This is a genomic window from Streptomyces sp. DH-12, from assembly GCF_002899455.1.
Classification (GTDB): Bacteria; Actinomycetota; Actinomycetes; order Streptomycetales; family Streptomycetaceae; genus Streptomyces.
Genome location: NZ_PPFB01000001.1, coordinates 3,437,670 through 3,462,764, shown reverse-complemented (window position 1 = coordinate 3,462,764; position 25,095 = coordinate 3,437,670). Strand labels below are relative to the sequence as shown.

The following is a 25,095-nucleotide window of genomic DNA, read 5'->3' as shown; positions in this document are numbered from 1 at the left end:
GTCACCCGTACGGCCGTACTTCGCGGGCTTCGCGGCGCGCGTGACAGGGCGGTGAAGCAGGGTCAGCCGCCCAGCGAGTCGGACAGCTCGGCGGCCAGTTTCCGTGCCCTGTCCTGCATTTCCTTGCTGTCCGGGACGGCGCCGACGGTCACCGGCTGCTCCGCGTACTCGATGGTCACGATGACGTTGGACGTGCGGAACGCCACAGTGACGGTGCGCTCCTGGACGGTCGAACCGGAGCTGCTGAGCGCGTCGTCGAGGAACGCCTCGTCGCCGAGGTCCTCCAGGATCCGCGGCTGGAGCTCGGACGGGGAGACGGAGGGCGACGCGGTGGGCGAGGACGAACCGGGCGCCGCCGGGGACCCGCTGGGGTCCGCGGAACCCGTCGTGCCCGAACCGGACGGGGAGGGGGAGCCGGAGCCCGTCACCGCCGGCTCGGGAAGCTGCGCCGCCGTCCGCCTGCGCGCGAACAGCTCCTCGGCCCGGGCGTCGTCGCTGACCGCGTGGTCGTAGGAGACGACCCGTTCGAAGTCGACCAGCAGCCGGTCGGTCGCCGCGAGCGACTCCACCTTCCAGCGGCAGCCCACCTTGCGGTCGGTGTCGTAGGTGAGCGTCGCCTCGCCCGCGTACGCCTTCTCCCGCTGCTGCTCGTCCGCCAACTCGCCGAGGCCGGGCAGGAGTTCCTCCAACGTGCGGTCGTCGACCGCGCCGCAGGGCTCCGGAAGGGTGGCGTACCGGCCGGGCTGGGCCGCCTGGCTCGCCGCGCCGGCGCTGCCCGGGTTGGAGTCGTCCGTCCGCCCGCCGTCGTCCGAGCTGCCGGTGCAGCCGGCCAGTACGGCCGCCAGGAGCACGGCGACGCCGGGTCCGTACGCCTTCCGCTGCACGGTCCAGGTCCTCTCGACGGTGGGTGCGGGCCGCTGCCCGCCGGGCCTTCCAGTGTCCCCGCTGGTTAATCGCTTGCCGCAGGGGGGAGCCGTTCGCAGACAATGTGTATCGCACGCACTGCCGTGGACGCCGGTCCGTCATCCCTTATCGCCGACCTCGGCGCCGGTTTTGCGTTATGAGACTTCTGTTCGTTTTTCCGGGGGAATGAGGACGTCATGGCGTATGTGGAACTGCCGGGTGCGAAGGTGCCGATCCGTATGTGGACGGACCCGGCGACGGTGGAGGAGGGCGCGCTCCAGCAACTGCGCAACGTCGCCACCCTGCCCTGGATCAAGGGCCTGGCCGTGATGCCGGACGTGCACTACGGCAAGGGCGCCACGGTCGGTTCGGTCATCGCGATGCGGGGTGCGGTGTGCCCGGCGGCGGTGGGCGTCGACATCGGCTGCGGCATGTCCGCGGTGAAGACGTCCCTGACGGCGAACGACCTGCCCGGCGACCTGTCCCGGCTGCGCTCGCGCATCGAGCAGGTCATTCCGGTGGGCCGGGGCATGCACGACGACCCCGTCGACCCGGGGCGCCTGCACGGCTTCCCGGCCGGCGGGTGGGAGGACTTCTGGAGCCGTTTCGGCGGGGTCGCGGACGCGGTGAAGTTCCGTGAGGGGCGGGCCGCGAAGCAGATGGGCACGCTCGGCGGGGGAAATCACTTCGTGGAAATATGCACCGATACGGAGGGATATGTCTGGCTGATGCTGCACTCCGGTTCCCGCAACATCGGCAAGGAGCTCGCCGAGCACCACATCGGCGTCGCCCAGAAGCTCCCGCACAACCAGGGCCTGGTCGACCGCGACCTCGCCGTCTTCGTCGCGGACACCCCGCAGATGGCGGCCTACCGCAACGACCTGTTCTGGGCGCAGGAGTACGCGAAGTACAACCGCTCGATCATGATGGCGCTCCTGAAGGACGTGGTCCGCAAGGAGTTCAAGAAGGCCCGGCCCGCCTTCGAACCGGAGATCAGCGCCCACCACAACTACGTGGCCGAGGAGCGCTACGAGGGCATGGACCTGCTGGTCACCCGCAAGGGCGCGATCCGCGCGGGCTCCGGCGAGTACGGGATCATCCCGGGCTCGATGGGCACGGGCTCGTACATCGTGAAGGGCCTCGGGAACGCGGCGTCCTTCAACTCCGCGTCGCACGGCGCCGGCCGCCGCATGAGCCGCAACGCGGCGAAGCGTCGGTTCACGGCGAAGGACCTCGAGGAGCAGACGCGGGGCGTGGAGTGCCGCAAGGACTCCGGTGTGGTCGACGAGATCCCGGCCGCGTACAAGCCGATCGAGCAGGTCATCGACCAGCAGCGGGACCTCGTGGAGGTCGTCGCGAAGCTGAAGCAGGTCGTCTGCGTGAAGGGCTGAGCGCCGCGTGCGGGGTCACCTCCGCACGCGGTGGCGCAGGTACACGATGTTCGACGCGAAGGTGCGGGTCTCGACGAGTTCGAGGTCCACGCGGCGCCCGTCGCGGGGGAAGTACGGGGTGCCCCCGCCCACCAGCACCGGGTGGACCATCGTCCGGTACTCGTCGACCAGCCCCGCCGCGGCCGCCTCGGCGGCGAGCGCCGCGCCGCCGATCGCGATCTCTCCGTCGCCCGGCTCCGCCCGCAGCCGCTCGATCTCCTCGGCCGGGCTGCCGGCGGCCAGCCGCGCGGCCCCCCGCACCTCCGTGAGCGTGCGGGAGAAGACCACCTTGGGCAGCGGGTTCCACAGCTCGGTCCACTCGCGCTGCGCGTCGTCGAGCGACGGGTCGTCGGCGGCGGTCTCCCAGTGGAGCATCGTCTCGTACAGCCGCCGGCCGAGCAGATGGACGCCGACCTGCCGGATCTCGTCGATCCAGAAGCGGAAGACGCCGTCGTCCGGCGTCGACCAGTCGATGCCGCCGTCCGGTCCGGTGATGTAGCCGTCGAGCGAGACGCTCATCGAATAGGTCACGGCGCGCATGGCACGTCCTCCTCGGTCACGGGGTCCTGTCCCGACAGGAAGACCGCCGGACGCCGCGGAACTCATCGCCGTGGCCGAGATCCCCCTACGGGAGTCCCCTGCTTCGCGTGCGACATCGCGTACATCACCTCTTCCCCAGCTCCAGGCGGCGCCGCTCGCCGTCCGTGGTCCCGCCGTCCGTGGTCATCGTGTTTCCCGGTGCACCTTGGAGTTGGACGCCTGGGCGCGCGGGCGGACCACCAGCAGGTCGATGTTGACGTGGGACGGGCGGGTCACGGCCCAGGCGATGGTGTTGGCCACGTCGTCCGCCGTGAGGGGCTCGGCGACCCCCTCGTACACCTTGGCGGCCTTCTCCGCGTCGCCGCCGAACCGGGTCAGGGCGAACTCCTCGGTCTTCACCATCCCGGGCGCGATCTCGATCACCCGCACCGGGCGGCCGACGATCTCCAGGCGCAGCGTCTCGGCGAGGACGTGCGCGCCGTGCTTGGCGGCGACGTAGCCCGCGCCGCCCTCGTAGGTGGCGTGCCCGGCGGTGGAGGAGACCACCACGACCGTGCCGTCGCCGCTCGCGTCCAGCTTGGGCAGCAGGGCCTGGGTGAGGTTGAGGGTGCCGATGACGTTGGTCTCGTACATCGTGCGCCAGTCCTGCGGGTCGCCGGTGGCGACCGGGTCGGCGCCGAGGGCGCCGCCCGCGTTGTTGACCAGCACGCCGACGGTGCGGAACGCGGTGGCGAACTCGTCGACGGCGGCGCGGTCGGTGACGTCCAGCGGGTACGCCGTCGCCGAGTGCCCGGCCGCGTTCAGCTCCTCGGCGAGCGCCTCGATGCGGTCCGCGCGGCGGGCGGTGAGGACGACGCGGTAGCCGGCCTCGGCCAGCCGTCGCGCCGTCGCGGCGCCGATCCCGCTGCTCGCCCCCGTGACGACGGCGATGCGGGACGCGGCGGGCGGTACGGCGGTGGCCATGGGCTGCTCCTCGGGGCGGGCGGTGGCGGGGCGGTCGGGTGTCGGACGGTCGGCACGGGCGCGCACCGCGGGGGACGGACCGCGCCCGGTCAGCATATGGCGGGGGCGTGCGGAGGCCGGGCGGGCCCTCGGAGGTCCGCGTCAGCCGTTGCGCGGGGCCCACATGATGAGGGCCATGCCGGCGAGGCAGACCAGCGCGCCGGCGGTGTCCCAGCGGTCCGGGCGGTAGCCGTCGGCGATCACGCCCCACAGGATCGACCCGGCGACGAAGATGCCGCCGTACGCGGCGAGCACCCGGCCGAAGTGGGCGTCGGGCTGGAAGGTGGCCACGAAGCCGTACGCGCCGAGGGCGAGGACCCCGCCGGCCGCCCACATCCAGCCGCGGTGTTCGCGGACGCCCTGCCAGACCAGCCACGCGCCGCCGATCTCCAGGATCGCGGCGAGGACGAACAGGGCGGCGGAGCGGAGGATCAGCATGCCCGCAGCTTCGCACGGGCCGCCCGTGTCACCTGTTGGAGGGCGCCTGCGGCGGTGCGGTCCGGGGATACATGCCCCCGTGACGGACGCAGCGGACGGACGGGTCAGGGGTGCGACGACGGCGGGGCCGCCGGGGGAGAAGCGGTCACGGCTGATGGCCGAGCTGGCCGTGGTGGCGCGGCGGTACATGGCGTCGTACGCGCTGTTCAACCAGGCGCTCGCCGACCGGCTGGGGCTGCACCCGACCGACCTGCAGTGCCTGAACCTGCTCACCCTGGAGCCCGGCCCGGTGACGACCGGGCGGATCGCGGAGCTGACCGGGCTGACCACCGGCTCGGCGACGCGGCTGGTGGACCGGCTGGAGCGGGCGGGGTACGTGGTCCGGGAGCGGGACGCGGGCGACCGGCGGCTGGTGCTGGTCGCGCCGGTGCCGGAGCGGACCGTCGAGGTGGCGCGGGTGTGGGAGCGGGTCGGGGGTGGCTGGTTCGCGCTCTTCGACGACCTGGACGACGGCGAGCTGGAGCTGTTCGTCGAGCACCTGCGGCGCACCACGGAGTACGGCGCCGAGCAGGCGGCCCGGCTGCGGGCGGGGGAGCCGGCGCCGTAGGGGGGCGTGGGGCCGTGGGTACGTGGGGTCGTGGGTACGTGGACACGCGGGGGTGCGGGGCTGTTTCCGTAGGGGCGGAATAGGGCGGGGCGGAGGGCCGTTCCAGAGGTATAGTTGAACCGTCAACAAACTGGAAGGTGAGCGGCCATGCAGTTCGGGATCTTCAGCGTCGGGGACGTCACCCCCGACCCGACGACGGGGCGCACGCCGACCGAGCGCGAGCGGATCAAGGCCATGGTCGCCATCGCGCTGAAGGCCGAGGAAGTGGGCCTGGACGTGTTCGCGACCGGGGAGCACCACAACCCGCCGTTCGTGCCGTCCTCGCCGACCACCATGCTCGGCTACATCGCGGCCCGCACCGAGCGGCTGCTGCTGTCCACCTCCACCACGCTGATCACCACCAACGACCCGGTGAAGATCGCCGAGGACTACGCGATGCTGCAGCACCTGGCCGACGGCCGGGTGGACCTGATGATGGGCCGCGGCAACACCGGCCCGGTCTACCCCTGGTTCGGCCAGGACATCCGCCAGGGCATCAACCTCGCCATCGAGAACTACGCCCTGCTGCACCGGCTGTGGCGCGAGGACGTCGTCGACTGGGAGGGACGCTTCCGCACCTCGCTCCAGGGGTTCACCTCCACGCCCCGCCCGCTGGACGGCGTGCCGCCGTTCGTCTGGCACGGGTCCATCCGCTCGCCGGAGATCGCCGAGCAGGCCGCGTACTACGGCGACGGCTTCTTCCACAACAACATCTTCTGGCCGGCCGACCACACCAAGCGGATGGTCGAGCTGTACCGGACCCGGTACGCCCACTACGGGCACGGCACGCCCGAGCAGGCGATCGTCGGGCTCGGCGGGCAGGTGTTCATGCGGAGGAACTCGCAGGACGCGGTGCGGGAGTTCCGGCCGTACTTCGACGTCGCGCCGGTGTACGGGCACGGGCCCTCGCTGGAGGAGTTCACCGCGCAGACGCCGCTGACCGTGGGGTCCCCGCAGCAGGTCGTCGAGAAGACGCTGTCCTTCCGCGAGTACGCCGGCGACTACCAGCGCCAGCTGTTCCTGATGGACCACGCGGGCCTGCCGCTGAAGACGGTGCTGGAGCAGCTCGACCTGCTCGGGGAGGAGGTCGTGCCGGTGCTGCGGAAGGAGTTCGCGAAGAACCGGCCGGCGGACGTGCCGGAGGCGCCGACCCACGCCTCGCGGCTGGCCGCGGCGCGGAAGGCCGCCACCGCCGAGGAGGAAGGGGCGCGGGCATGAGCGTCGTCGTCGTGTCGGCCGGACTGAGCGTGCCGTCGTCCACGCGGCTGCTGGGCGACCGGCTCGCCGAGGCCGCCTCCGCGAGCCTCGGGCAGGCCGACGTCCGGGTGATCGAGCTGCGGGACCTCGCCGTGGAGATCGCGCACGTCTTCACGAACGGCTTCCCCGGGCCGGGACTGTCGGACGCGTTCGACGCGGTGACCGGGGCGGACGCGCTGATCGTGGTCACGCCGGTGTTCTCGGCGTCCTACAGCGGACTGTTCAAGTCCTTCTTCGACGCGCTGAGCGCCACGGACCCGGAGGCGCTGACCGGCACGCCGGTACTGATCGCGGCGACGGGCGGCAGCGTGCGTCACTCGCTGGTCCTCGACCACGCGCTGCGCCCGCTCTTCTCCTACCTCCGCGCGGTCGTCGTCCCCACCGGCGTCTACGCGGCCTCGGAGGACTGGGGCGCGGAGGGACTGAACGCCCGCATCGCGCGGGCGGCGACCGAACTGGCCGCGCTGACGGCCACCACGCCGGCGACCCGGCCCCTGCCCCGACAGGCGGCTCCGGCCGACCGCCCCCGGCGGGACGCAGCGCCTGGCGGCTCGGAGGCCCGGCAGGTCTCCTCCGGCCGGGAACCGGCAGGCCAGGGCGGGGCGGAGGCCCGGCAAGGGGCGGCCGGCGGCGCGCCCCTCCCCAAGCGGGACTCGTTCGAGGACGTGACCCCCTTCGAGGAACGGCTCGCCGCGTTGCGTCCCGGCGGGTGAGACCGGGGTGAGCGAGCGGGGGGCCGTGCGGCCCGCCGGGTTGGCACACTGGGCGGGTGCCGCACACCGTTCTGCTCGCCGAAGACGACCGCGCCATCCGCAACGCCCTGGAGCGCGCGCTGACCCTGGAGGGCTACCGCGTCACGGCCGTCGCCGACGGCGTCGAGGCCCTCGCGCAGGCCCGCCGCAGCCGGCCCGACGTGCTGGTCCTCGACGTGATGATGCCCGGCATCGACGGACTCCAGGTGTGCCGGGCGCTGCGCGCCGAGGGCGACCGCACCCCGGTGCTGATACTGACCGCGCTGGTGGAGACCGCCGACCGGATCGCCGGCCTGGACGCGGGCGCCGACGACTACGTCGTCAAGCCGTTCGACGTCGAGGAGGTCTTCGCCCGGCTCCGCGCCCTCCTGCGCCGCGCGGCCCCCGTGCCCGCGGAGCCCGGGCGGGCCGCCCAGGAGTCCGGAGCCGCGGCGGCGCCGTCCGGGCGCCACCTGGAGGCGGCCGGGCTGCGCATGGACCCGCAGGCCCGCCGGGTCTGGCGCGGCGACCGCGAACTGGAGCTGACCCGCACCGAGTTCGAGCTGCTGGAACTGCTGATCCGCAACGCCGGCGTGGTCCTCGAGCACTCCGCCGTCTACGACCGCATCTGGGGTTACGACTTCGGCCCCGGCTCCAAGAACCTCGCCGTCTACGTCGGCTACCTGCGCCGCAAGCTCGACGAGCCCGGCGCCCCGCAGCTCATCCACACGGTGCGCGGGGTGGGCTACGTCCTGCGGGAGGGCTGAGTGGCCGCCGACGGCGGTGCGCACGGACCGTCCGTCCCGCGTCACCGGCTGCGCCTGCTGTCGCTGGGCACCACCTTCGCCGTGGCGTTCGCGGCGGTGACCGCCACCGTCACGCTGCTGGTCGGCTTCCTGTCGTACAACGCGGCCGCGCGGCTGGTGCGGGTGGACCAGCAGTCCGTGTTCGACGAGGTGGTGCGGGACCTGAGCGGCGAGGTCCGGGCGAACCGGATGACGCCGCACGACTTCTCCTCCGCCGCGCCCGGCCACGACCTGGTGCGTCCCGCCCGCACCGACGTGCAGGTGCTCGGGCCGGACGGCGGGATCGTCGACCCGGGCGACCCCGGACTGCCCGTGGTGGACGCCGACCGCCGGATCGCGGGCGCCGCCGCCGCGGGGCGCGTGGTCGTGCACGCCGAGGTGGACGTCGGCGACGACGTCTACCGGGTCGCGACCGTCTCCCTCGGCGGCGGCAGGGGCGCGGTGCAGGTCGCGCAGGAGTTCAGCGACACCGAGGACCTGCTGCGCGCGCTGCAGCGGCGCACGTTCCTCCTCATGGCGGCCGTGGTGGTCGCCGCCGGGCTGTTCGGCTGGTGGCTGGCCCGGCGCATCACCCGCCGCCTGGTGGTGCTCACCCACACCGCCGAGGCCGTCGCCCGCACCCGCCGTCTCGGCATCCAGGTGCCGGTCGCCGGCTACGACGAGGTGGGGCGGCTCGGCCGCGCCTTCGACCGGATGCTGGGCCGGCTCGCCCAGTCCGAGGAGGACCAGCGCCGGCTGGTCCAGGACGCCGGGCACGAGCTGCGCACCCCGCTCACCTCGCTGCGCACCAACATCTCGCTGCTGCGCCGCATCGACGAACTCCCGCCGGACAGCCGCGAGGAGCTGGTCACCGACCTCGCCCAGGAGGCGCGGGAGCTGACCGACCTGGTCAACGAGCTGGTCGATCTCGCGGCCGGGCAGTCCGACACGGAGCCGCCGCGGCGGATCGACCTCACGGACGTCGCCGAGGACGTGGCGGGCCTCGCCCGGCGGCGCACGGGACGGGAGATCGTGGTCCGCGCGAGCGGGGACACCACGACCCACGGGCGGCCCGGGATGCTCACCCGGGCGCTGTCCAACCTGGTGGAGAACGCGGTCAAGTTCGACCGGGAGGGCCGCGCGCCCGTCGAGATCCACGTGGCGGGACCGGCCCGGCCGGGCACGGTACGGGTGGAGGTGCGCGACCGGGGGCCGGGCATCGCCGACGACGACCTGACCCGCGTCTTCGACCGCTTCTACCGCGCCGCCGACGCACGGTCCCTGCCCGGTTCGGGCCTCGGCCTCTCCATCGTCCGCGAGATCGCCCTCGCCCACGGCGGCGCCCCGTACGCCTTCCGCCGCGAGGGCGGCGGCACGGTCACCGGCTTCACGGTGGCCGGGGCGGTGGCGGAACGGGACGACGCGGAGGCGTAGCCGGTTCGCGGCGCGGCCCGCCGGCCGGGGGCGCCCGCGTGTCCTCCGGCATCGTGGACGGCCCGGTGCGCCGCCCCTCGGAGGCGTAGCCCCTCGGAGGCCGGTGCAGGTATGGATGCGGGGGCGGTGCCGTGTCGTCCCCGGGGGTGAGGGGAGGGACGGCATGCTGAGCGATGAGGAGGCCGCGGCGCTGGCGGCGGTCGACGCGGCGGCGACGGCGCGGACGCTGATGGAGCTGATCTCCGTGCCGAGCGTCACGGGGAGCGCCGCCGAGTCCGAGCTGCAGCACCAGCTCGCGGGGCGGCTGGAGTGGCTGGGGCTGGACGTGGACCTGTGGCCGATGGACCTGCCCGCGCTGCGCGCCGAGCCGGACTTCCCCGGCACGGAGGCGCCGCGCGAGGAGGCGTGGGGGCTGGTCGGCACCACGCCCGACGGGGGCGACGGGCCGACGCTGATCCTCCAGGGCCACGTCGACGTCGTACCGCCGGGGGACCTGGCCGCGTGGGACGGGGACCCGTTCGTGCCGCGGGTGACGGGGGACCTGGTGCACGGGCGCGGGGCGTGCGACATGAAGGCCGGACTCGCGGCGCACCTCGCCGCGCTCGCCGCGATACGGGCGGCCGGGACACGGCTGCGCGGCCGGGTCGCCGTGCACTGCGTGGTCGGCGAGGAGGACGGCGGCATCGGCGCGTTCGGCACGCTGCGGCGCGGTCACACCGGTGACGCCTGCGTCATCGCCGAACCCACCGCCGGCACCCTGATCACCGCCAACGCGGGCGCGCTGACGTTCCGGATCGCCGTGCCCGGACGGGCCGCGCACGGCAGCGCGCGGGAGAAGGGCGTCAGCGCCGTGGACGCCTACCTGCCGCTGCACCGGGCGCTGGCCGCGCTGGAGGAGGAGCGGAACCGGGACCCGGACCCGCTGCTCGCCGAGTACCCGATCCCCTACGGCCTGTCGGTGGGCACGCTGCGGGCCGGGGACTGGGCCAGCAGCGTGCCCGATCTGCTGGTCGCCGAGGGCAGGTTCGGCGTGCGGCTCGGCGAGGACCCGGCGGACGCGCGCGCCGCGCTGGAGCGGTGCGTGGCCGAGGCGTGCGCCGCCGACCCCTGGCTGCGCGACCGTCCGGCCACGGTGACCTGGCCGGGCGGACAGTTCGCGAGCGGCATGCTGCCCGAGGGGCACCCCCTCGCGGACGCGGTCGGCGCCGCGCACGCCGACGCGACGGGCGGACCCGCGCCCCGGCGGCGGGGGGCCACGTACGGCAGCGACCTGCGGCACTACACCGGCGCCGGGATACCGGCCCTGCAGTACGGTCCGGGCGACATCGCCGTGGCCCACAGCGCACGGGAGCACGTCAGCGTGCGGGAGGTGGTGGAGGCGGCGCGGACCCTGGTGCTGACGGTGCTGCGGACGGTGGGCACGAAGTGAGCGGGCGGGGGCGGGCCGCCCGCCGGACCGCGCCGTGACAGACTCGACCCCGTGATCATCGAACGTGCGTACGCCCATGTGGATGCGTACGACGCGGGGGAGTGGCCCTGGTCGGTCCCGTGCGTCCGCGCGCTCCTCGACGACGGCCTGCGGTTCACCGCCCCGGTGACCTTCGTCGTCGGGGAGAACGGCTCCGGCAAGTCGACCCTGGTCGAGGCGCTCGCCGAGGGCTTCGGCCTGGACCCCTGGGGCGGCTCGCACGAGTGGCGGTACGCCAGCCACCGCGCCAAGTCGGTCCTGGGCGAGCGCATCCGCTTCGACGCGGCCCCCCGCGGCCGCCGGATGCTCGCCTCCTGGTCCGCCCGCCAGGGCTTCTTCCTCCGCGCCGAGACCGCCCTGGACGCGCTGGACCGGGAGGGCCTCGCGCCGGACGAGCGCAGCCACGGCGAGGGCTTCCTCGCGGCGTTCCGGAACAAGTTCCTGCGCCCCGGGCTGTACGTCATGGACGAGCCCGAAGCCGCCCTGTCCTTCTCCTCGTGCCTCGAACTGCTCGGTCACATCCACCAGTTGACGAGCGCCGGCGCGCAGGTCGTGTGCGCCACCCACTCCCCGCTGCTGACCGCCCTGCCCGGCGCGGACATCGTCGAGGTCGGCGACCACGGCATCCGGCGCACCGCCTGGCAGGACCTCGCCCTGGTCGACCACTGGCGCCGCTACCTCGCCGACCCGGCGGCGTACCTGCGGCACGTCCTGGACTGATCCACGGACTTTCCGTTATCCCGCCCCGGGCGGCGGCTCTCCTGTCATGACGGGCAGTCCGGTCCGGGACCGAGAAGGAGCGTGGACGAGCGTGGCAGCGAGCACAACACCCGGCAGGGGACGGGGCGGCGGCCCGAGCCGCGGGACGGTCGAGGCGGCACGGCGCGGTGACCAGCGCGCCCAGGACGAACTGGTCGCCGCCTGCCTGCCGTTGGTCTACAACATCGTCGGCCGCGCCCTCAACGGGCACCCCGACGTCGACGACGTGGTGCAGGAGACCATGCTGCGCGTCCTCGGCTCCCTGGGCTCGCTGGACGACCCGGCACGTTTCAGGTCCTGGCTGGTCGCCGTCACCATGAACCAGCTCCGCCACCACTGGCGCGACCACCGTACGGAGCCGCCCCGCTCGGGGCTGCACGACGCCCGGGAACTCGCCGACCCGGGCGCCGACTTCGTCGACCTGACGATCGTGCGGCTGGGACTGGAGGGACAGCGGCGGGAGGTCGCCGAGGCCACCCGCTGGCTGAACCCCGACGACCAGGCGCTGCTGTCCCTGTGGTGGCTGGAAGCGGCGGGCGAGCTGACGCGGGCGGAGGTGGCGGCCGCACTGGAGCTGTCACCGCAGCACGCGGCGGTGCGCGTCCAGCGGATGAAGGCCCAGCTGGAGACGGCACGCCTGGTGGTGCGGGCGCTGTCCGCCCGTCCGCGCTGCGTCCTGCTGGACGACGTGGTGGCGGGCTGGGACCTGACCCCCTCGGCCCTGTGGCGCAAGCGGATCGCCCGTCACGCCCGGGACTGCACGGTCTGCGCGGGCTTCCAGTCCGGCCTGGTCCCGGCGGAGGGCCTGCTCGTCGGGCTGGGCCTGGTCCCGGCGGGCGCGGGCCTGCTCGCGGCTGCCGCCGTGCTCACCGCCTACGGCGCGAGGACCGCGGAGGCGTCACCGGCCGCCTTCGCCGGAGAACCGACGGCGACACCCGGGCCCGAGGGGACGGCGGCGCCGTGGTCCCAAGGCCGGCCGGACGGTGCGGTGGGTTCGTGGCCCCGGGGTCAGTCGGACGGTGCGGCGGCGCCGTGGCCCCAGGGCCGGTCCGGCGGTGCGGCGGCGGCGGGGCAGGACGAGGGCTTCGGCGGCATGGCGGCGGCGCCCGGTGCGCCGGAGGGCTCGCGTGGTGACGGGGAGCCCGGCCCGGTGGAGGGGCACGGCGGCCCGGGAGCGACGGACGTGGTGGCCGGACACCGCAGGAGCCGTCGCGTGCGGAGCCGGGAGCGGAGGCGGCACGGCCGGGCCGTCGCCGCCGCGGCCGCGGTGCTGCTGGTCACCGGAGGGGTGATAGTGGGCCTCACGATACTCACGCCGGACGACGGCGCGGACCGGGTGCGGGCGGCGCCGACGAGCGGCCCGGCGTCCGCCCCGCCCAGCGCCGCGGCGTCCGCCCCGCCCGCCGCCACCGCCTCGGCGTCCCGGTCCGCACGGGCCACGCCGTCCGCCGAGGCGTCCCGCACGCCGAAGCCCTCCGTCACCCCCCGCCCCACGAAGTCCGAGGCGCGTCCCGAACCCGCCCGGACCACGTCGACGCCCCCGCGGCAGCCCGCGGAGCCGAAGCGGGAACCGGACCCGCCGGCCCCGCCCGCCGGCCCCGCCGCCCAGGTGCTGGCCCTGACCAACGCACAGCGGGCGCAGGCGGGCTGCGCCCCCGTGGAACTCGACGACCGGCTCGCCAGGGCGGCCCAGGCGCACAGCCAGGACATGTCCGCCAACGGCTACTTCTCCCACACCGGCCGCGACGGCAGCAGTTTCGTGGACCGCGCCCGGGCCCAGGGACACCCGAGTCCGGGCGCCGAGAACATCGCCCGGGGCCAGAGCTCCGCCGCGAGCGTCATGGACGCCTGGATGAACTCGCCCGGACACCGCGCCAACATCCTGAACTGCTCGCTGACCAGCCTGGGCGTCGGCGTGGTCAGCAGCGACTGGACCTGGACCCAGGTCTTCGGCTACTGACCGGACGCCTCGCAGACGAAGCCGTCCGGGTCGGTGAAGGGGCCGGCCCCGCTGCCGAGGACGACGCGGTGGGAGCCGGCGCCGTCGGCGGGGACGCCCGCGACCTTCGCCAGCGCCCGGCGCTTGTACAGCGACAGCTTCACGGTGCCGGGGCCGCCGGCGAACTCGACGTACCGGCCGCCGAAGCTCTTGCCGACGGTGAGGCCGCGCCCGACGTAGAACCGCTTGGTCGCCTTCACGTCCTCGACGCCGAGCAGCAGCACGATCTCGTCGATCGTCCGGGTGACCGGACCGGTGTCCTTCTTCGACGACGTCACCAGTTGCCAGACCGTGCCGTCGGGGGCCTGGACGACACCGCCGTAGCCCCACAGGGACTTCTCGGCGGGCTTCAGCTCCGTGGCGCCCGCGTCGAGGGCGGCGCGGTGCAGCGCGTCGACGTCACCGGGCCGGGACGTGACCAGCGACAGGGTGAAGCCGCGGAAGCCGCTCGTGGGCTCGGCGGACTCGCCGAGGCGCACCCGCTCCCGGTCCAGGCCGAAGGCGTCGGAGTAGAAGCGCGCGGCGGCCGTGGGGTCGGCCACCTCCAGCGTGACGGAGTCGATGGAGTTCATGCGGTCGACGGTAGGGCCGCCCCGGCCGCCGGTGCTTCTCGGAAACTGACCGGTCCCGGGGCGGCGCCGCGCCGCCGGCGACTGCCGGTGAACTCGCCGCTGGGCGGCTTGTGGAGGTGGCGACCGCACAGGCGACGGACCGGCATGACGACGGTCTCCCCGAGCGGCGTCCGCCGCAGCGTCTCCGGGGCGGTCGGGTGCCAGTCGAAGGCGGCCACCGACACCATCCGGCACGGACATGCGCACGCGCTCTCCTGCGGACTGCGGCCTGCGGCCTTCGCCGGGGGCTTCGCCGGCCCCGACACGGCTGGTCCGCCCGCTTCGTCCTCCGCCCGCGTTCGGCCTTCTCCCGTGCGCGCGGGGCCCGGTGTCCCCGTTCACCCGGTGCCCCCGTCCGCCTGCGGGCCGGGCGGGAGCCGACCGGCGTGCCGGGGCGGGGTCAGTGGTGGGCGTGGACCACCGCGTGGCCCTTGCCCCGGCCGATCATCCACTTGTTGACCGGGGTGGTGACCAGGAAGGCGACGGCGAAGCCGCCGAGCAGGGCGTACCAGAACAGGCCCTCGGACAGGTGCGCGTCCATCGCGCCCGGGGTGAGCGCGATGATGCCGTTGTCGACCAGCTCCATCACCGCGATGGAGACGGTGTCGGCGGCCAGCGCGACCTTCACGGCGTCCTTCGGCGACACTCCGGCGCGCACCACGGCGAAGAGGGTGAAGGAGTAGCCGAAGACGAAGGCCAGGGCGATGGCCAGGATCATCGTCGGCGCGTTGCCCCACATCAGGGACGTGCCGATGACCATGCCGAGGATCTCGCCGACGGCGCAGCCGAGCAGGCAGTGCAGTGTCGCCCGTACCGCCGTCGACCAGGTCGCGCCGGGCGCGGCGCCGTGTGCGGGGCCGGTGTGGTGGTGCAGGGCGTGGTCCATGGACCTCATCCCCCTTCGAAGCGCCACGGGGACGGTGCGTCCCCACGCCTGCCGTAACCATATACCCCCTGGGGGTATTCCGGAAGGCGCACCCTGTCGGTCGGGCCCGTCTATCGGGTCAGCTATCGGGTCAGCAGTTCCCGGATCGCCGCCGTGACCTCCTCGGGCGCCTCCTCGGCCATGAAGTGCCCGGCCCCGGTCAGCCGGTGGTCCAGATCCGGCGCCCAGGCCCCCCACACCGCGGCGGCGTCGTAGCCCAGCTGGGCGCCCCAGTCCTGCTGGAGGACCGTCACGGGCATGGCGAGCCGGGCCCCCGCGTCCAGACCGGCCCGGTCGTGCTCGATGTCGACGCCCGCCGAGGCCCGGTAGTCCGCGACGATCGACGGCACCGCCGCGCGGCTCGCCCGCAGGTACTCGGCGCGCACCTCCGGAGGCAGCGCGTCCGGACCGGTGGACCAGGCGTCGAGGAACGACCCGAAGAAGGCGTCCGCGCTGCCCGCGATCATCGCCTCCGGCAGACCGGGCGGCTGCGCCATCAGGTACAGGTGGTACGCGACCGCCGCGGAGACGCCGTGCAGGACGTCCCACATGTCGAGCGTGGGCACGATGTCGAGGATGCCGAGGTGCGTGACGGTCTCCGGGTGGTCGAGCCCGGCCCGGAAGGCGACGAGGGCGCCCCGGTCGTGACCGACGAGGGCGAAGCGGTCGTGGCCGAGCGCGGCGGCCAGGGCCACGACGTCGGCCGCCATGGTGCGCTTGGCGTACACGCCGGGGGAGTCGGCCGCCGGCTTGTCGCTGGCGCCGTAGCCGCGCAGGTCGGGGCAGATCACCGTGTGCTCGCCGGCCAGCCGCTCGGCGACGTGCCGCCACATCAGATGGGTCTGGGGGAAACCGTGCAGCAACACGACGGGGCTGCCGTGCCCGCCGACGGCGGCAGCCAGCTCGACGCCGTCCACGCCGGGCAGGCGGAGGTGCTCGAAGCCGGGGATGGTGGGTGTCATGGGGTCGGTCCGTCTCTCCAGGTGGTGCAGGACCCGAGCAGCGTGGGGCAGGGCGATGAGCAACGGATCAGTACGGCGGGGGCCTCGGCCTCCGGGGCACGCGCCCGCCGGCCGCCCGCCCGCGGGCGGGGGGCCGCGGTCACGGTCCCCGGCCCGGAGCGGGCATCGGGTCGCCTCCGGCTCCGGAGAAGCAGACAGGCGACGACCCGCCCCTGGGCCGCGGCGCCGGACCCGGGCGACCGCTTCCCCCGGCCTCGGGAACCGGGGGTACGGGGACCGGCACGGGTCTTCGGGGCGGGTGCGTGCGACGCCTTCCCCCCTCCGCCCCAGGATGGGAACCATGCGCATCGACGTGCTCGGCACCGTCCGGGCCGCCCAGGGCGACGGCACTCCCGTCGCCCTGGGCGGACCCCGCCACCGTGAGGTCCTCGCCCGTCTCGTCGCCGCCGAGGGGCGGATGGTCACCACCGACACGCTCGTCGACGACCTGTGGGCCGATCCGCCGGCCCGTGCCGTGGGCGCCCTGCGCACCTTCGTCGCCGCGCTGCGCCGTGCCCTCGAACCCGGCCGGCCGCCCCGCACACCACCGCGCGTCCTGGTCACCGAGGGCCCCGGTTACGCCCTGCGCCTGCCGCGCGAGGACGTCGACGCGCACCGCTTCCAGGACGCCCTGACCCGCGCCCGGCACACCCCCGGCGCGGTGACCTCGCTCGGCGAGGCGCTCGCCGCCTGGCGCGGACCCGCCTACGCCGACGTGACCGGCTCCGCGTGGGCCGAACGCGAGCGCGCTCGGCTGGACGAGCTGCGGGCGGAGGCGGTCGAGCTGCGCGCCCGTCTCCTCCTCGACCGCGGGGAGGGCGCCGGCCTCGTCGCCGACCTGCGCGACCACGTCGCCGCACACCCCTGGCGTGAGCCCGCCTGGACGCTCCTCGCCCGCGCCCTGCACCACGAGGGCCGCCGGGCCGATGCCCTGGCCGCCCTCCGCCGGGCCCGCGCCACGCTCGCCGACCAGCTCGGTCTCGACCCGGGCGCCGACCTCTCGCGCCTGGAGACGGACCTCCTCAACGGGGTCACGCCCTTCGCCGCCTCGGCGGCCACCTGGACCGGCTCCGGCGTCCCCCTCGGCCCCCGCACCACCGTGGACCTGGCCCGCACCCTCGCCCTGGCGGGCGGCGACGCCCTGGTCCGCTCCCGGAGCGACCGCCTCGCCGCGATCACGGCGGCGGAACGCACCGGCGACCTCGCCCTCACCGCCCGCGTCATCGGCGCCTACGACGTGCCCGCCCTGTGGAGCCGGGCCGACGACCCCGTGCAGTCCCGGGCGGTCGTCGAGGCCGCGCGGCGCACGCTCACCGCGCTCGGTCCCGACGCCCCCGCCGGCCTGACCGTCCGCCTCCTGGCGACGATCGCGGTCGAGAGCCGCAGCGCCGACCTCACCCCGCCCGAGCGGGACCGCGCCCGGGACGCGGCACGGCGGGCCGAGGCGCCGGCCCGGGACCTGGGCGACCCCGCCCTCCTGGCCTTCGCCCTCAACGGAGTGTTCCTGCAGTCCTTCACCCGCCCCGGACTGGCGACCGCACGGGACCGCATCGGCGCCGAGATCCTGGACCTGGCCACCACCCACGGCCTGCCCGCCTTCGCCGTGCTCGGCCGGCTCGTCCGCCTGCAGTCCGCCTCCGCCCTCGGCGACCTGGACACCGCGTCCGCCCACGCGGAAGCCGCCGAACAGCTCGCCGCCGTCACCGAGGCGCCCCTCGTCCCCGTGCTCACGGCCTGGTTCCGGGCCCGGGCCGCGGCCGCCCGCAGCACCGAGCCCGGCGGACCGTCCGCCGCCGACGTCGCCGCGCGGTACCGCACCGCCGACGAGGCCCTCCGTACGGCCGGGATGCCGGGCCTGCACCGCGGTCTGCTCCCGCTCGCCCTGCTGGGCCTGCGCCTGCTGCACGGCCGGCCCGCGCCCGACGGCCCCCGCCTCGACTGGGGTCCGTACCGCCCCTGGACGGAACCCCTCCTCCTGCTCGACCAGGGCCGGGACGCACCGGCCCGGGCCGCCCTCGCCGCGGCGCCCGCACCACCGCCCGACCACATGCAGGAGGCCCTGTGGTGCCTGATCGCCCGCGCCGCCGTCCGCCTGGGCGACCGCGGCACCGCCGCGCGGGCCGCGGCCGCCCTCCGCGACGCCCGCACGGAACACGCGGGTGCCGCCTGCGGCATGCTGACCCTGGGCCCGGTGGCGGCGTACCTGGACGAGGCGGAGGCGTGCGCGGGCACGGGATGAGCGGAGCCGCACGACCCCGTGACGTCGGATCCTCCGGCCCGGCCGGCCCCGCTCGCGTCAGGACGACCGCGTCCTGCTCGTGGACTCCAGCACCGACGTCAAGAACCGCCGGACTGTCTCCAGTTCGCCCGGCTCGAAGTCGTGCGAGACCGCCACCACGTCGTCGATCACCTGCCCGAAGAAGGCCCACCCGAGCCGTGTGGCCTTCTCCTCCACCTCCAGCAGCACGCGCCGGCGGTCGGTGGTGTCCCTGCTGCGCCGGACCAGTTCCAGCCGTTCCAGGCGGTCCACCAATGCCGTGGTCCCGGCCGAGTTGAGGCGCAGTTGCTCACCGAGCCAACCGGGTGTGGCCCGGGTGCCGGCCCGTTCCGCGTCCAGCAGCTGGATCAGCGCGCGCACGTCGGTGGGGTGCAGGCCGTGGCGCGCGGCGAACTCGGCCCCCAGCAGGTCGAACTCCACGGTGACCGCGCGCAGTAGGTGCACCAGTCCCATGGCCGGACCCCGACCGTCCATGCGCAACTCCCTCGAACCGGACCCCGGCTATTATCTCGCTCAACGAGATTATCGCTGAGCGAGGGGTATCTCCGTGTCCACAACGCCGTCGGCCTTCGACCGTGCCTACGAAGAACTCCGCGCCCGCTGGCCCGAGGCCACCGAGGAGCGCGATGTGGCCACTCCGTACGGGCCCACCCGGGTGCATGTGCACGGTCCGGCGGACGGCAGTCCTCTGGTGCTGCTGCCGGGCGGCTCCGCCACCGGCCTGGTCTGGTTCGCCAACGCCCCGGCGCTCGGCCGGCGCCACCGGGTGCACGCGGTGGACCTGCTGGGCGACGCCGGCCGCACCGAGCGCCGGGGCACACCGCTGAAGGGCGCCGACGACCTGACGGCCTGGCTGGACGCGCTGCTCGACGGACTCGGGCTGGCCCGCACGCACCTGTGCGGTCACTCCTACGGAGCCTGGCTGGCCGCCCGGTACGCCCTGCACGCGCCGCAGCGGGTCGACCGGCTCGCGCTGGTGGATCCCACCCAGGTGTTCGCCGGGTTCCGCCCCGGCTACCTGCTGCGCGCGCTGCCCTCCGTGATCCGCCCGAGCGAGGCCCGCGCCCGCGCGTTCCTGTCCTGGGAGACGGCGGGCCGCCCGCTGGACGAGACCTGGCAGCGCCTCTACGCACTGGCCGCCACCGTTCCCGGCCGCAAGCTGATCGTCGGCGGCCGCCCCCGCGTGGCCGGACTCCGCATGCCGGTCCTGGTGCTGCTCGCCGAGCACAGCCGCACGCACGATGCCGCCAAGGTCGCCGAGCAGGCCCGCCGGGTCCTGCCGCAGGGCGAGGTGACGGTGCTCCCCGGAGCCACCCACCATTCGCTCCCCCTCGCCGAGCCGGGCGAGCTGAACGACCGGCTGACACGTTTCCTCGGCTGACAGCTCCTCCGTGTCCGTATGCTGCCCCGCATGGCGGCCACGACCGAAGACACCGACCACCCCGAAGACACCGGCCACCCCGAAGACACCGGCCACCCCTGGGACGCCACCCGCGCCTGGGTGGAGAAGACCCTGTCCGCAGGGGAGCGCATCGAGCGGGTGGAGCGGCTGCGCGGCGGCTGGACGTCGGAGATGCGCCGACTCGACGTCAGCGGTCCGGACGGCCGTCGCTCACTCGTCCTGCGGTCCTTCGTCAAGCCGTTCTTCGTGCGGCACGCGGAGGGGCTGCTCACCCGTGAGGCGGACATCCTGCGCCTGCTCGACGCCACGGACGTCCCCGCGGCCACCCTCGTGGCGGTGGACGCGACCGCCCGGCACTGCGACCACCCGTCCCTGCTGATGACCCTGCTCCCGGGCACCGTCCGCACGGACGACCAGGGCGCGCGGACCCGGGCCGACGAGCTCGCCCGCCTTCTCGTACGCATCCACCGCCTGCCGGTGCCCGTACACCGGCGCCCCCGCGCCTACCAGGCCTGGGCCTCCCCGGACCGGGTGGCACCGCCCCCGGCCGCCCGTCGCCCCGAGCTGTGGCACCGGGCCGCCGACCTCATCCGCCGCGAACCCCCCGCCCACGCGGGCCGCTTCCTGCACCGGGACTTCCACCCGGGCAACGTCCTGTTCACCGGCCCCGACGACGCCCCTGAGGTCAGCGGAGTCGTCGACTGGGTGGAGACCTCCTGGGGACCGGCCGACCTGGACGTGGCCCACTGCTCGACCGCCCTCGCCCTGCTGCACGGCGCCCCCGAGGGCATGGCCTTCGCCGACCGCTACACCGCCGCCGGCGGCACCCTCGACCCCGACCCGGCCGCCCACCTCCACTGGCGCCTCCTGGACGCCCTGGGCTACGGCGACGCGGAGAAGGTCGCGGTCCCCTGGCGCCACCTGGGCCGCACCGACCTGACCCCCGGACTCCTCACCCGCCGCCTGGAGGACTACCTCGACGCCCTGTTCACCCGGTACGGCTGATCCGCCCCCGACCGCCGCGGACGCGAGACGGGGCGGGTTCCCGGAACCCGCCCCGTCGCGTCGTGCCCCGTCGCGTCAGCCCCCGCTCAGGGCCACACCAGGCAGTACGGCTGATGCCCCGCCTCGTGCAGCCGGTGGCTGAAGTCCTGCCACTCGTGGAGGAGCCGGTAGACGTTGAACGCGTCGCGCGGGCCGCCGCGGTCCGGGACCGTCGACCAGATGAACGCGGCCGCGCCGACCGCTTCCTCGCCTATGTCGCGGAGCGGGTCCACCACCGTCATGGGCAGCTTCACGACCGCGTAGTCCGGGTGCAGGACGACCAGTTCGAGCGGCGGCACGCGGTGCAGAGGCACGCCCTCGATGCCCGTGAGGACCATCGCGGCCATGGTCTCCGGCTTGATCTTGGTGAACATGCCGCCCATGCCCAGCTCGTCCCCGCCGAGCTCCTCGGGGCGCATGGAGATCGGGACGCGGGCCGCGGTGGCGCCGTCCGGCGCGCCGAAGTACTTGTACGTCACCCCCACCCGACCACCATTCCTGCTCCCCGCCCCGCTCAGAGGGCCGATCCGCTCCGGCTCGCCGTGTGAACGACGCGTCTGATGTGTTTCCTCCGCTTCGCGTCGGTGCCTTCCCCGCCGGGCACGTCGAGGACCCAGGTCACCGGTCCCCTCGCCCAGTCCGCCACCGCGATGCATATCTCCACCCGACTGCTTTTCTAGGACGCGTGGTCCCCGCCGCGCAACCCGATCATCGTGACAGTGACCTCCCCCACGGCCGCCCGCCGAAACGTGCGGTGAACCATCCGTCCGCGAGTTCTTCGCGGGCCCTGGCCGCCCCGGCCGTGCGGGCTGTGTGCACCAGGGGTCAGTTTCGCAGATCACGGCCGCTCCGGGGCCCCGATCGGAACCCCGATCGGGGCGGGGACGCCTCGGAGCGCCCCTGGCCTACCCTGAAACGAGTCACAGCAGCCGCAGCCCGGAGGAACAGCCGGGACGTCGGAAAAGGTCGGAGAAGTCGCAGGTCATGAGCGAACTGCCATATTCGTACGAAGCCCCAGCCTCGCAGGCGCTGTTCGATCGTGCCGCGGCCGTCACTCCCGGTGGTGTGAACTCACCGGTGCGTGCCTTCCGCGCCGTCGGCGGCACGCCCCGGTTCATGGTCTCCGGCACCGGGCCGTACCTGACCGACTCCGACGGACGGGAGTACGTCGACCTGGTGTGCTCCTGGGGTCCGATGATCCTCGGGCACGCGCACCCCGAGGTGATCGCCGCCGTCCAGGAGGCCGTCGCGCGCGGCACCTCCTTCGGCACGCCCGGTGAGGGCGAGGTCGCGCTCGCCGAGGAGATGGTCGCCCGGATCGAGCCGCTGGAGCAGGTGCGGCTGGTGTCCAGCGGCACCGAGGCCACCATGTCGGCGATCCGGCTGGCGCGCGGCTTCACGCGGCGCACCAAGGTGATCAAGTTCGCGGGCTGCTACCACGGCCACGTGGACTCGCTGCTCGCCTCCGCCGGCTCCGGCGTGGCGACCTTCGCGCTCCCGGACACCCCGGGCGTCACCGGCGCGCAGGCCGGCGACACCATCGTGCTGCCGTACAACGACCTGGACGCCGTGCACGCCGCGTTCGCCGCGCACCCGGGCGAGATCGCCTGCGTGATCACCGAGGCGTCCCCCGGCAACATGGGCGTCGTCCCGCCGCTGCCCGGCTTCAACCAGGGGCTGAAGGACGCGTGCGCCGCGAACGGCGCGCTGTACATCTCCGACGAGGTCATGACCGGCTTCCGCACCAGCCGCGCCGGCTGGTACGGCGTCGACGGCGTGCGCCCCGACCTGATGACCTTCGGCAAGGTCATGGGCGGCGGCTTCCCGGCCGCGGCGTTCGGCGGGCGCGCCGACGTCATGGCGCACCTCGCCCCGGCCGGACCCGTGTACCAGGCGGGCACCCTCTCCGGGAACCCGGTCGCCACCGCCGCCGGGCTCGCCCAGCTGCGGCTGCTCGACGACGCCGCGTACGAGAAGGTGAACGCGGTCTCCGCGCAGATCCAGTCCCTCGTCACCGAGGCGCTGACCAAGGAGGGCGTCGCGCACACGCTGCAGAACGCCTCCAACATGTTCTCCGTGTTCTTCACGGAGAACCCGGTGCGCGACTACGAGGACGCCAAGGCGCAGGAGTCGTTCCGCTTCACCGCGTTCTTCCACTCGCTGCTGGCGAACGGCGTCTACCTGCCGCCGTCCTCCTTCGAGTCCTGGTTCGTGTCCACGGCCCACGACGAGCGGGCCGTCCAGCGCATCGCCGACGCCCTCCCGGCGGCGGCCCGAGCAGCGGCGGAGGCCACCGCGTGAGCGACAAGAACACCGAGGACGTCACCGTCGTCCACCTGATGCGGCACGGCGAGGTCGAGAACCCCGACGGCGTCCTCTACGGCCGCCTCCCCGGCTACCACCTCTCCGAGCTGGGCCGCCGCATGGCCGACCGGGTCGCCGAGCACCTGGCGCCCCGCGACATCGTGCACGTCGGAGCCTCCCCGCTGGAGCGGGCGCAGGAGACGGCCGAGCCGATCGCCAAGGCGCACGGCCTGGACATCGCCACCGACCGGCGGCTGATCGAGGCGGAGAACGCCTTCCAGGGCAAGACCTTCGGCATCGGCGACGGCGCGCTGCGCCGCCCGGCCAACTGGAGGCACGTCCGCAACCCGTTCAAGCCGTCCTGGGGCGAGCCCTACGTCGACCAGGTGGTCCGGATGATGGGCGCGCTGGAGGCGGCGAGGGACGCGGCCCGCGGGCACGAGGCGGTGCTGGTGAGCCACCAGCTGCCGATCTGGATCGTGCGGTCCTACGTGGAGAAGCGCCGGCTGTGGCACGACCCGCGCCGCCGCCAGTGCACGCTGGCCTCGCTGACCACGTTCACGTACCGCGGCGACACGATCGTGTCCGTCGGTTACAGCGAGCCCGCCCTCGACCTGGTGCCCGCGCATCTGCGGGCGGGCGCCAGGCCGGTGAAGGGCAAGGGCAAGGCCTTCGGCGCGTGACGCCCGTGTGGGGGCGGTGCGCCGCCCCCACGGGGGTTTCGTTGCGAAACCTCCGCATCCGACGGGAACCTCCCCCTTCGCCGCGTCCTCTGAACGGGTGACCACTCACGGACGTGACGAAGGGGGTCGCCATGCGCGCTCTCTCCCGCAGGGGAATGCTCGGGCTGGGCGCGGGTGCCGCTGCCGCCGTCTCCTTGGCCGGCTGCGGCGGCCCCGCCGGCTCCGACGGGTCCACCCCCGGCGGAGGTTCCCGCACCGGGACCGGTGACCGTCCCGCGGCGCCGAAGCCGACCGCGACGGTCCGTCCGATCGGCGACGGCTCCACCTCCTTCACCGGCAGACAGCCCCGCCAGCCTGAGCCGCCCGTGCCCCTGGAGCCGGGTCAGGCGCCCCCGCAGTTCGTGGTGTTCTCCTGGGACGGCGCCGGCGAGGTCGGCAACGGGCTGTTCCCGCGCTTCCTCGACCTCGCCCGGGAGCACGGCGCGTCCATGACGTTCTTCCTCTCGGGGCTGTACCTGCTGCCCGAGTCGAAGAAGCGGCTCTACGACCCGCCGAACAACCCGCGCGGCGCCTCCGACATCGGCTACCTCACCGACGAGCACATCAAGGACACGCTGAGGAACCTGCGCCGCGCCTGGCTCGAGGGGCACGAGATCGGCACCCACTTCAACGGGCACTTCTGCGCCGGCCCGGGCAGCGTCGGCACCTGGACGCCCGGGCAGTGGCGCAGCGAGATCGAGCAGGCGAAGTCGTTCGTGAAGGAGTGGCGGACCCACTCCGGGTGGACCGACGTGGAGCCGCTGCCGTTCGACTACGACAAGGAACTGACCGGCGGCCGTACGCCCTGTCTGCTGGGCCAGGACCGGCTGCTGCCCACCGCCCGCGAGCTGGGCTGGCGCTACGACGCCTCCTCGCCCGGCGGACGCCAGGTCTGGCCGTCCAGGAAGCAGGGCGTATGGGACCTTCCGCTCCAGCAGATACCTTTCCCCGGACGCTCTTTCGAAGTCCTCTCGATGGACTACAACATGCTCGCCAACCAGTCGCTCCACTCCACCGACGCCCCGGCCCACCACCACCCGGGCTGGCGACGGCAGTCGACGCAGGCGTACGTATCCGGTTTTCAGCGGGCGTACGAGACGAACCGGGCGCCCTTCTTCGTCGGCAACCACTTCGAGCAGTGGAACGGCGGCATCTACATGGACGCCGTGGAGGAGGCGCTGAAGCACATCGCGCGGGAGAGGGAGAGGGGCGGCGACGTGAGGATCGTCTCCTTCCGGCAGTTCTGCGACTGGCTCGACGCGCAGAAGCCCGAGATGCTCGACCGGCTGCGCACCCTGGACGTCGGCGAGGAACCCTCCGGCGGCTGGCAGGCGTTCACCCGCGACCTCGCCGGCGTGGCCTCCACGGGAGCCGCCGGCCCCGCCTGAGACGCGGGTTCCCGCCCGTGCCGGGGCG

24 protein-coding genes are annotated in these 25,095 nt (G+C 74.4%); 15 read left to right on the top strand and 9 right to left on the bottom strand.

Annotated elements, in window-relative coordinates; genetic code table 11:
* Positions 1-62 precede the first annotated feature (62 nt).
* Positions 63-884: a hypothetical protein gene (locus C1708_RS14355; protein WP_106413049.1), complete on the bottom strand. Its 822-nt coding sequence runs from the start codon at positions 882-884 to the stop codon at positions 63-65.
* A gap of 216 nt (positions 885-1,100) precedes the next feature.
* Between C1708_RS14355 and C1708_RS14350 the strand changes: the two genes are divergently transcribed.
* Positions 1,101-2,294, top strand: a complete 1,194-nt coding sequence (locus C1708_RS14350; protein WP_106413048.1) for an RtcB family protein — start codon at positions 1,101-1,103, stop codon at positions 2,292-2,294.
* Positions 2,295-2,309: 15 nt separating this feature from the next.
* On the opposite strand, the gene C1708_RS14345 is transcribed toward C1708_RS14350, so the two are convergent.
* From C1708_RS14345 to C1708_RS14335, 3 genes are all read right to left on the bottom strand, one after another.
* Positions 2,310-2,873 carry a dihydrofolate reductase family protein gene (locus C1708_RS14345; RefSeq protein ID WP_106413047.1) on the bottom strand — a complete coding sequence of 188 codons (564 nt, stop codon included), beginning with the start codon at positions 2,871-2,873 and terminating at the stop codon, positions 2,310-2,312.
* Positions 2,874-3,056: 183 nt separating this feature from the next.
* Complete coding sequence (locus C1708_RS14340; RefSeq protein ID WP_106416300.1) at positions 3,057-3,836, bottom strand: SDR family NAD(P)-dependent oxidoreductase; 780 nt, start codon at positions 3,834-3,836, stop codon at positions 3,057-3,059.
* Positions 3,837-3,977: 141 nt separating this feature from the next.
* The gene (locus C1708_RS14335) at positions 3,978-4,313 is read right to left on the bottom strand and encodes a YnfA family protein (RefSeq protein WP_106413046.1); all 336 of its coding nucleotides are present in this window, start codon (positions 4,311-4,313) and stop codon (positions 3,978-3,980) included.
* 154 nt (positions 4,314-4,467) lie between these two features.
* Between C1708_RS14335 and C1708_RS14330 the strand changes: the two genes are divergently transcribed.
* From C1708_RS14330 to C1708_RS14295, 8 genes are all read left to right on the top strand, one after another.
* Positions 4,468-4,920: a MarR family winged helix-turn-helix transcriptional regulator gene (locus tag C1708_RS14330; RefSeq protein WP_106413045.1), complete on the top strand. Its 453-nt coding sequence runs from the start codon at positions 4,468-4,470 to the stop codon at positions 4,918-4,920.
* 147 nt (positions 4,921-5,067) lie between these two features.
* Positions 5,068-6,177, top strand: a complete 1,110-nt coding sequence (locus C1708_RS14325) for an LLM class flavin-dependent oxidoreductase (protein ID WP_106413044.1) — start codon at positions 5,068-5,070, stop codon at positions 6,175-6,177.
* On the top strand, positions 6,174-6,929 hold the full coding sequence (locus C1708_RS14320) for a CE1759 family FMN reductase (RefSeq protein ID WP_106413043.1): 756 nt from the start codon (positions 6,174-6,176) through the stop codon (positions 6,927-6,929). The genes C1708_RS14325 and C1708_RS14320 overlap by 4 nt, the downstream gene beginning before the upstream one ends.
* 56 nt (positions 6,930-6,985) lie before the next feature.
* Positions 6,986-7,714 (top strand): response regulator transcription factor, encoded by a 729-nt coding sequence (locus tag C1708_RS14315; protein WP_106413042.1) that lies wholly within the window; start codon positions 6,986-6,988, stop codon positions 7,712-7,714.
* A complete protein-coding gene (locus C1708_RS14310) occupies positions 7,715-9,166 on the top strand; it encodes a HAMP domain-containing sensor histidine kinase (RefSeq protein WP_106413041.1) in 1,452 nt (483 codons plus the stop codon). It abuts the gene before it with no gap.
* 163 nt (positions 9,167-9,329) lie between these two features.
* Complete coding sequence (locus C1708_RS14305) at positions 9,330-10,595, top strand: ArgE/DapE family deacylase (RefSeq protein WP_106413040.1); 1,266 nt, start codon at positions 9,330-9,332, stop codon at positions 10,593-10,595.
* 51 nt (positions 10,596-10,646) lie between these two features.
* Complete coding sequence (locus C1708_RS14300) at positions 10,647-11,354, top strand: AAA family ATPase (RefSeq protein WP_106413039.1); 708 nt, start codon at positions 10,647-10,649, stop codon at positions 11,352-11,354.
* A gap of 91 nt (positions 11,355-11,445) precedes the next feature.
* The gene (locus C1708_RS14295) at positions 11,446-13,353 is read left to right on the top strand and encodes a sigma-70 family RNA polymerase sigma factor (protein ID WP_241911252.1); all 1,908 of its coding nucleotides are present in this window, start codon (positions 11,446-11,448) and stop codon (positions 13,351-13,353) included.
* On the opposite strand, the gene C1708_RS14290 is transcribed toward C1708_RS14295, so the two are convergent.
* The 3 genes from C1708_RS14290 to C1708_RS14275 all read right to left on the bottom strand — a co-directional run bounded on the left by C1708_RS14290 (position 13,347) and on the right by C1708_RS14275 (position 15,890).
* The gene (locus C1708_RS14290; protein WP_106413037.1) at positions 13,347-13,964 is read right to left on the bottom strand and encodes a VOC family protein; all 618 of its coding nucleotides are present in this window, start codon (positions 13,962-13,964) and stop codon (positions 13,347-13,349) included. The genes C1708_RS14295 and C1708_RS14290 overlap by 7 nt on opposite strands.
* 439 nt (positions 13,965-14,403) lie before the next feature.
* The gene (locus C1708_RS14280; RefSeq protein WP_106413035.1) at positions 14,404-14,889 is read right to left on the bottom strand and encodes a DUF4396 domain-containing protein; all 486 of its coding nucleotides are present in this window, start codon (positions 14,887-14,889) and stop codon (positions 14,404-14,406) included.
* 122 nt (positions 14,890-15,011) lie between these two features.
* Positions 15,012-15,890: an alpha/beta fold hydrolase gene (locus tag C1708_RS14275; RefSeq protein ID WP_106413034.1), complete on the bottom strand. Its 879-nt coding sequence runs from the start codon at positions 15,888-15,890 to the stop codon at positions 15,012-15,014.
* A 340-nt stretch (positions 15,891-16,230) separates the two neighbouring features.
* Between C1708_RS14275 and C1708_RS14270 the strand changes: the two genes are divergently transcribed.
* Positions 16,231-18,168, top strand: a complete 1,938-nt coding sequence (locus tag C1708_RS14270) for an AfsR/SARP family transcriptional regulator (protein WP_106413033.1) — start codon at positions 16,231-16,233, stop codon at positions 18,166-18,168.
* 57 nt (positions 18,169-18,225) lie between these two features.
* Here the strand turns inward: C1708_RS14270 and C1708_RS14265 are convergent, their stop codons facing one another.
* Positions 18,226-18,681: a MarR family transcriptional regulator gene (locus tag C1708_RS14265; protein WP_106413032.1), complete on the bottom strand. Its 456-nt coding sequence runs from the start codon at positions 18,679-18,681 to the stop codon at positions 18,226-18,228.
* Between the two features lie 73 nt (positions 18,682-18,754).
* Here C1708_RS14265 and C1708_RS14260 point away from each other — a divergent pair, with 73 nt between their 5' ends.
* Together C1708_RS14260 and C1708_RS14255 are read left to right on the top strand one after the other, a co-directional pair.
* The gene (locus C1708_RS14260; RefSeq protein ID WP_106413031.1) at positions 18,755-19,588 is read left to right on the top strand and encodes an alpha/beta fold hydrolase; all 834 of its coding nucleotides are present in this window, start codon (positions 18,755-18,757) and stop codon (positions 19,586-19,588) included.
* A gap of 30 nt (positions 19,589-19,618) precedes the next feature.
* A complete protein-coding gene (locus tag C1708_RS14255) occupies positions 19,619-20,614 on the top strand; it encodes a phosphotransferase family protein (RefSeq protein WP_241911251.1) in 996 nt (331 codons plus the stop codon).
* 86 nt (positions 20,615-20,700) lie between these two features.
* Here C1708_RS14255 and C1708_RS14250 read toward each other — a convergent pair whose 3' ends face one another.
* On the bottom strand, positions 20,701-21,309 hold the full coding sequence (locus tag C1708_RS14250) for a hypothetical protein (protein WP_198602497.1): 609 nt from the start codon (positions 21,307-21,309) through the stop codon (positions 20,701-20,703).
* 328 nt (positions 21,310-21,637) lie between these two features.
* Here C1708_RS14250 and hemL point away from each other — a divergent pair, with 328 nt between their 5' ends.
* The 3 genes from hemL (at position 21,638) to C1708_RS14230 (ending at position 25,067) form a co-directional block, all read left to right on the top strand.
* A complete protein-coding gene (gene hemL / locus C1708_RS14240) occupies positions 21,638-22,954 on the top strand; it encodes a glutamate-1-semialdehyde 2,1-aminomutase (RefSeq protein WP_106413028.1) in 1,317 nt (438 codons plus the stop codon).
* Positions 22,955-22,992: 38 nt separating this feature from the next.
* The gene (locus tag C1708_RS14235) at positions 22,993-23,640 is read left to right on the top strand and encodes a histidine phosphatase family protein (RefSeq protein ID WP_106416299.1); all 648 of its coding nucleotides are present in this window, start codon (positions 22,993-22,995) and stop codon (positions 23,638-23,640) included.
* Between the two features lie 131 nt (positions 23,641-23,771).
* Complete coding sequence (locus tag C1708_RS14230; protein WP_502696063.1) at positions 23,772-25,067, top strand: polysaccharide deacetylase family protein; 1,296 nt, start codon at positions 23,772-23,774, stop codon at positions 25,065-25,067.
* The last annotated feature ends 28 nt before the right edge of the window (positions 25,068-25,095 follow it).

Bases quoted from the DNA above. Each gene is read 5' to 3' on its own strand.
- C1708_RS14255 (WP_241911251.1), top strand. From the start codon at position 19,619: ATGGCGGCCACGACCGAAGACACCGACCACCCCGAAGACACCGGCCAC.
- C1708_RS14320 (WP_106413043.1), top strand. From the start codon at position 6,174: ATGAGCGTCGTCGTCGTGTCGGCCGGACTGAGCGTGCCGTCGTCCACG.
- hemL (WP_106413028.1), top strand. From the start codon at position 21,638: ATGAGCGAACTGCCATATTCGTACGAAGCCCCAGCCTCGCAGGCGCTG.
- C1708_RS14290 (WP_106413037.1), bottom strand. From the start codon at position 13,964: ATGAACTCCATCGACTCCGTCACGCTGGAGGTGGCCGACCCCACGGCC.
- C1708_RS14270 (WP_106413033.1), top strand. From the start codon at position 16,231: ATGCGCATCGACGTGCTCGGCACCGTCCGGGCCGCCCAGGGCGACGGC.
- C1708_RS14305 (WP_106413040.1), top strand. From the start codon at position 9,330: ATGCTGAGCGATGAGGAGGCCGCGGCGCTGGCGGCGGTCGACGCGGCG.
- C1708_RS14330 (WP_106413045.1), top strand. From the start codon at position 4,468: ATGGCCGAGCTGGCCGTGGTGGCGCGGCGGTACATGGCGTCGTACGCG.
- C1708_RS14345 (WP_106413047.1), bottom strand. From the start codon at position 2,873: ATGCGCGCCGTGACCTATTCGATGAGCGTCTCGCTCGACGGCTACATC.
- C1708_RS14340 (WP_106416300.1), bottom strand. From the start codon at position 3,836: ATGGCCACCGCCGTACCGCCCGCCGCGTCCCGCATCGCCGTCGTCACG.
- C1708_RS14275 (WP_106413034.1), bottom strand. From the start codon at position 15,890: ATGACACCCACCATCCCCGGCTTCGAGCACCTCCGCCTGCCCGGCGTG.
- C1708_RS14265 (WP_106413032.1), bottom strand. From the start codon at position 18,681: ATGGACGGTCGGGGTCCGGCCATGGGACTGGTGCACCTACTGCGCGCG.
- C1708_RS14235 (WP_106416299.1), top strand. From the start codon at position 22,993: ATGCGGCACGGCGAGGTCGAGAACCCCGACGGCGTCCTCTACGGCCGC.
- C1708_RS14230 (WP_502696063.1), top strand. From the start codon at position 23,772: ATGCGCGCTCTCTCCCGCAGGGGAATGCTCGGGCTGGGCGCGGGTGCC.
- C1708_RS14250 (WP_198602497.1), bottom strand. From the start codon at position 21,309: ATGCATCGCGGTGGCGGACTGGGCGAGGGGACCGGTGACCTGGGTCCT.
- C1708_RS14325 (WP_106413044.1), top strand. From the start codon at position 5,068: ATGCAGTTCGGGATCTTCAGCGTCGGGGACGTCACCCCCGACCCGACG.
- C1708_RS14350 (WP_106413048.1), top strand. From the start codon at position 1,101: ATGGCGTATGTGGAACTGCCGGGTGCGAAGGTGCCGATCCGTATGTGG.
- C1708_RS14335 (WP_106413046.1), bottom strand. From the start codon at position 4,313: ATGCTGATCCTCCGCTCCGCCGCCCTGTTCGTCCTCGCCGCGATCCTG.
- C1708_RS14280 (WP_106413035.1), bottom strand. From the start codon at position 14,889: ATGGACCACGCCCTGCACCACCACACCGGCCCCGCACACGGCGCCGCG.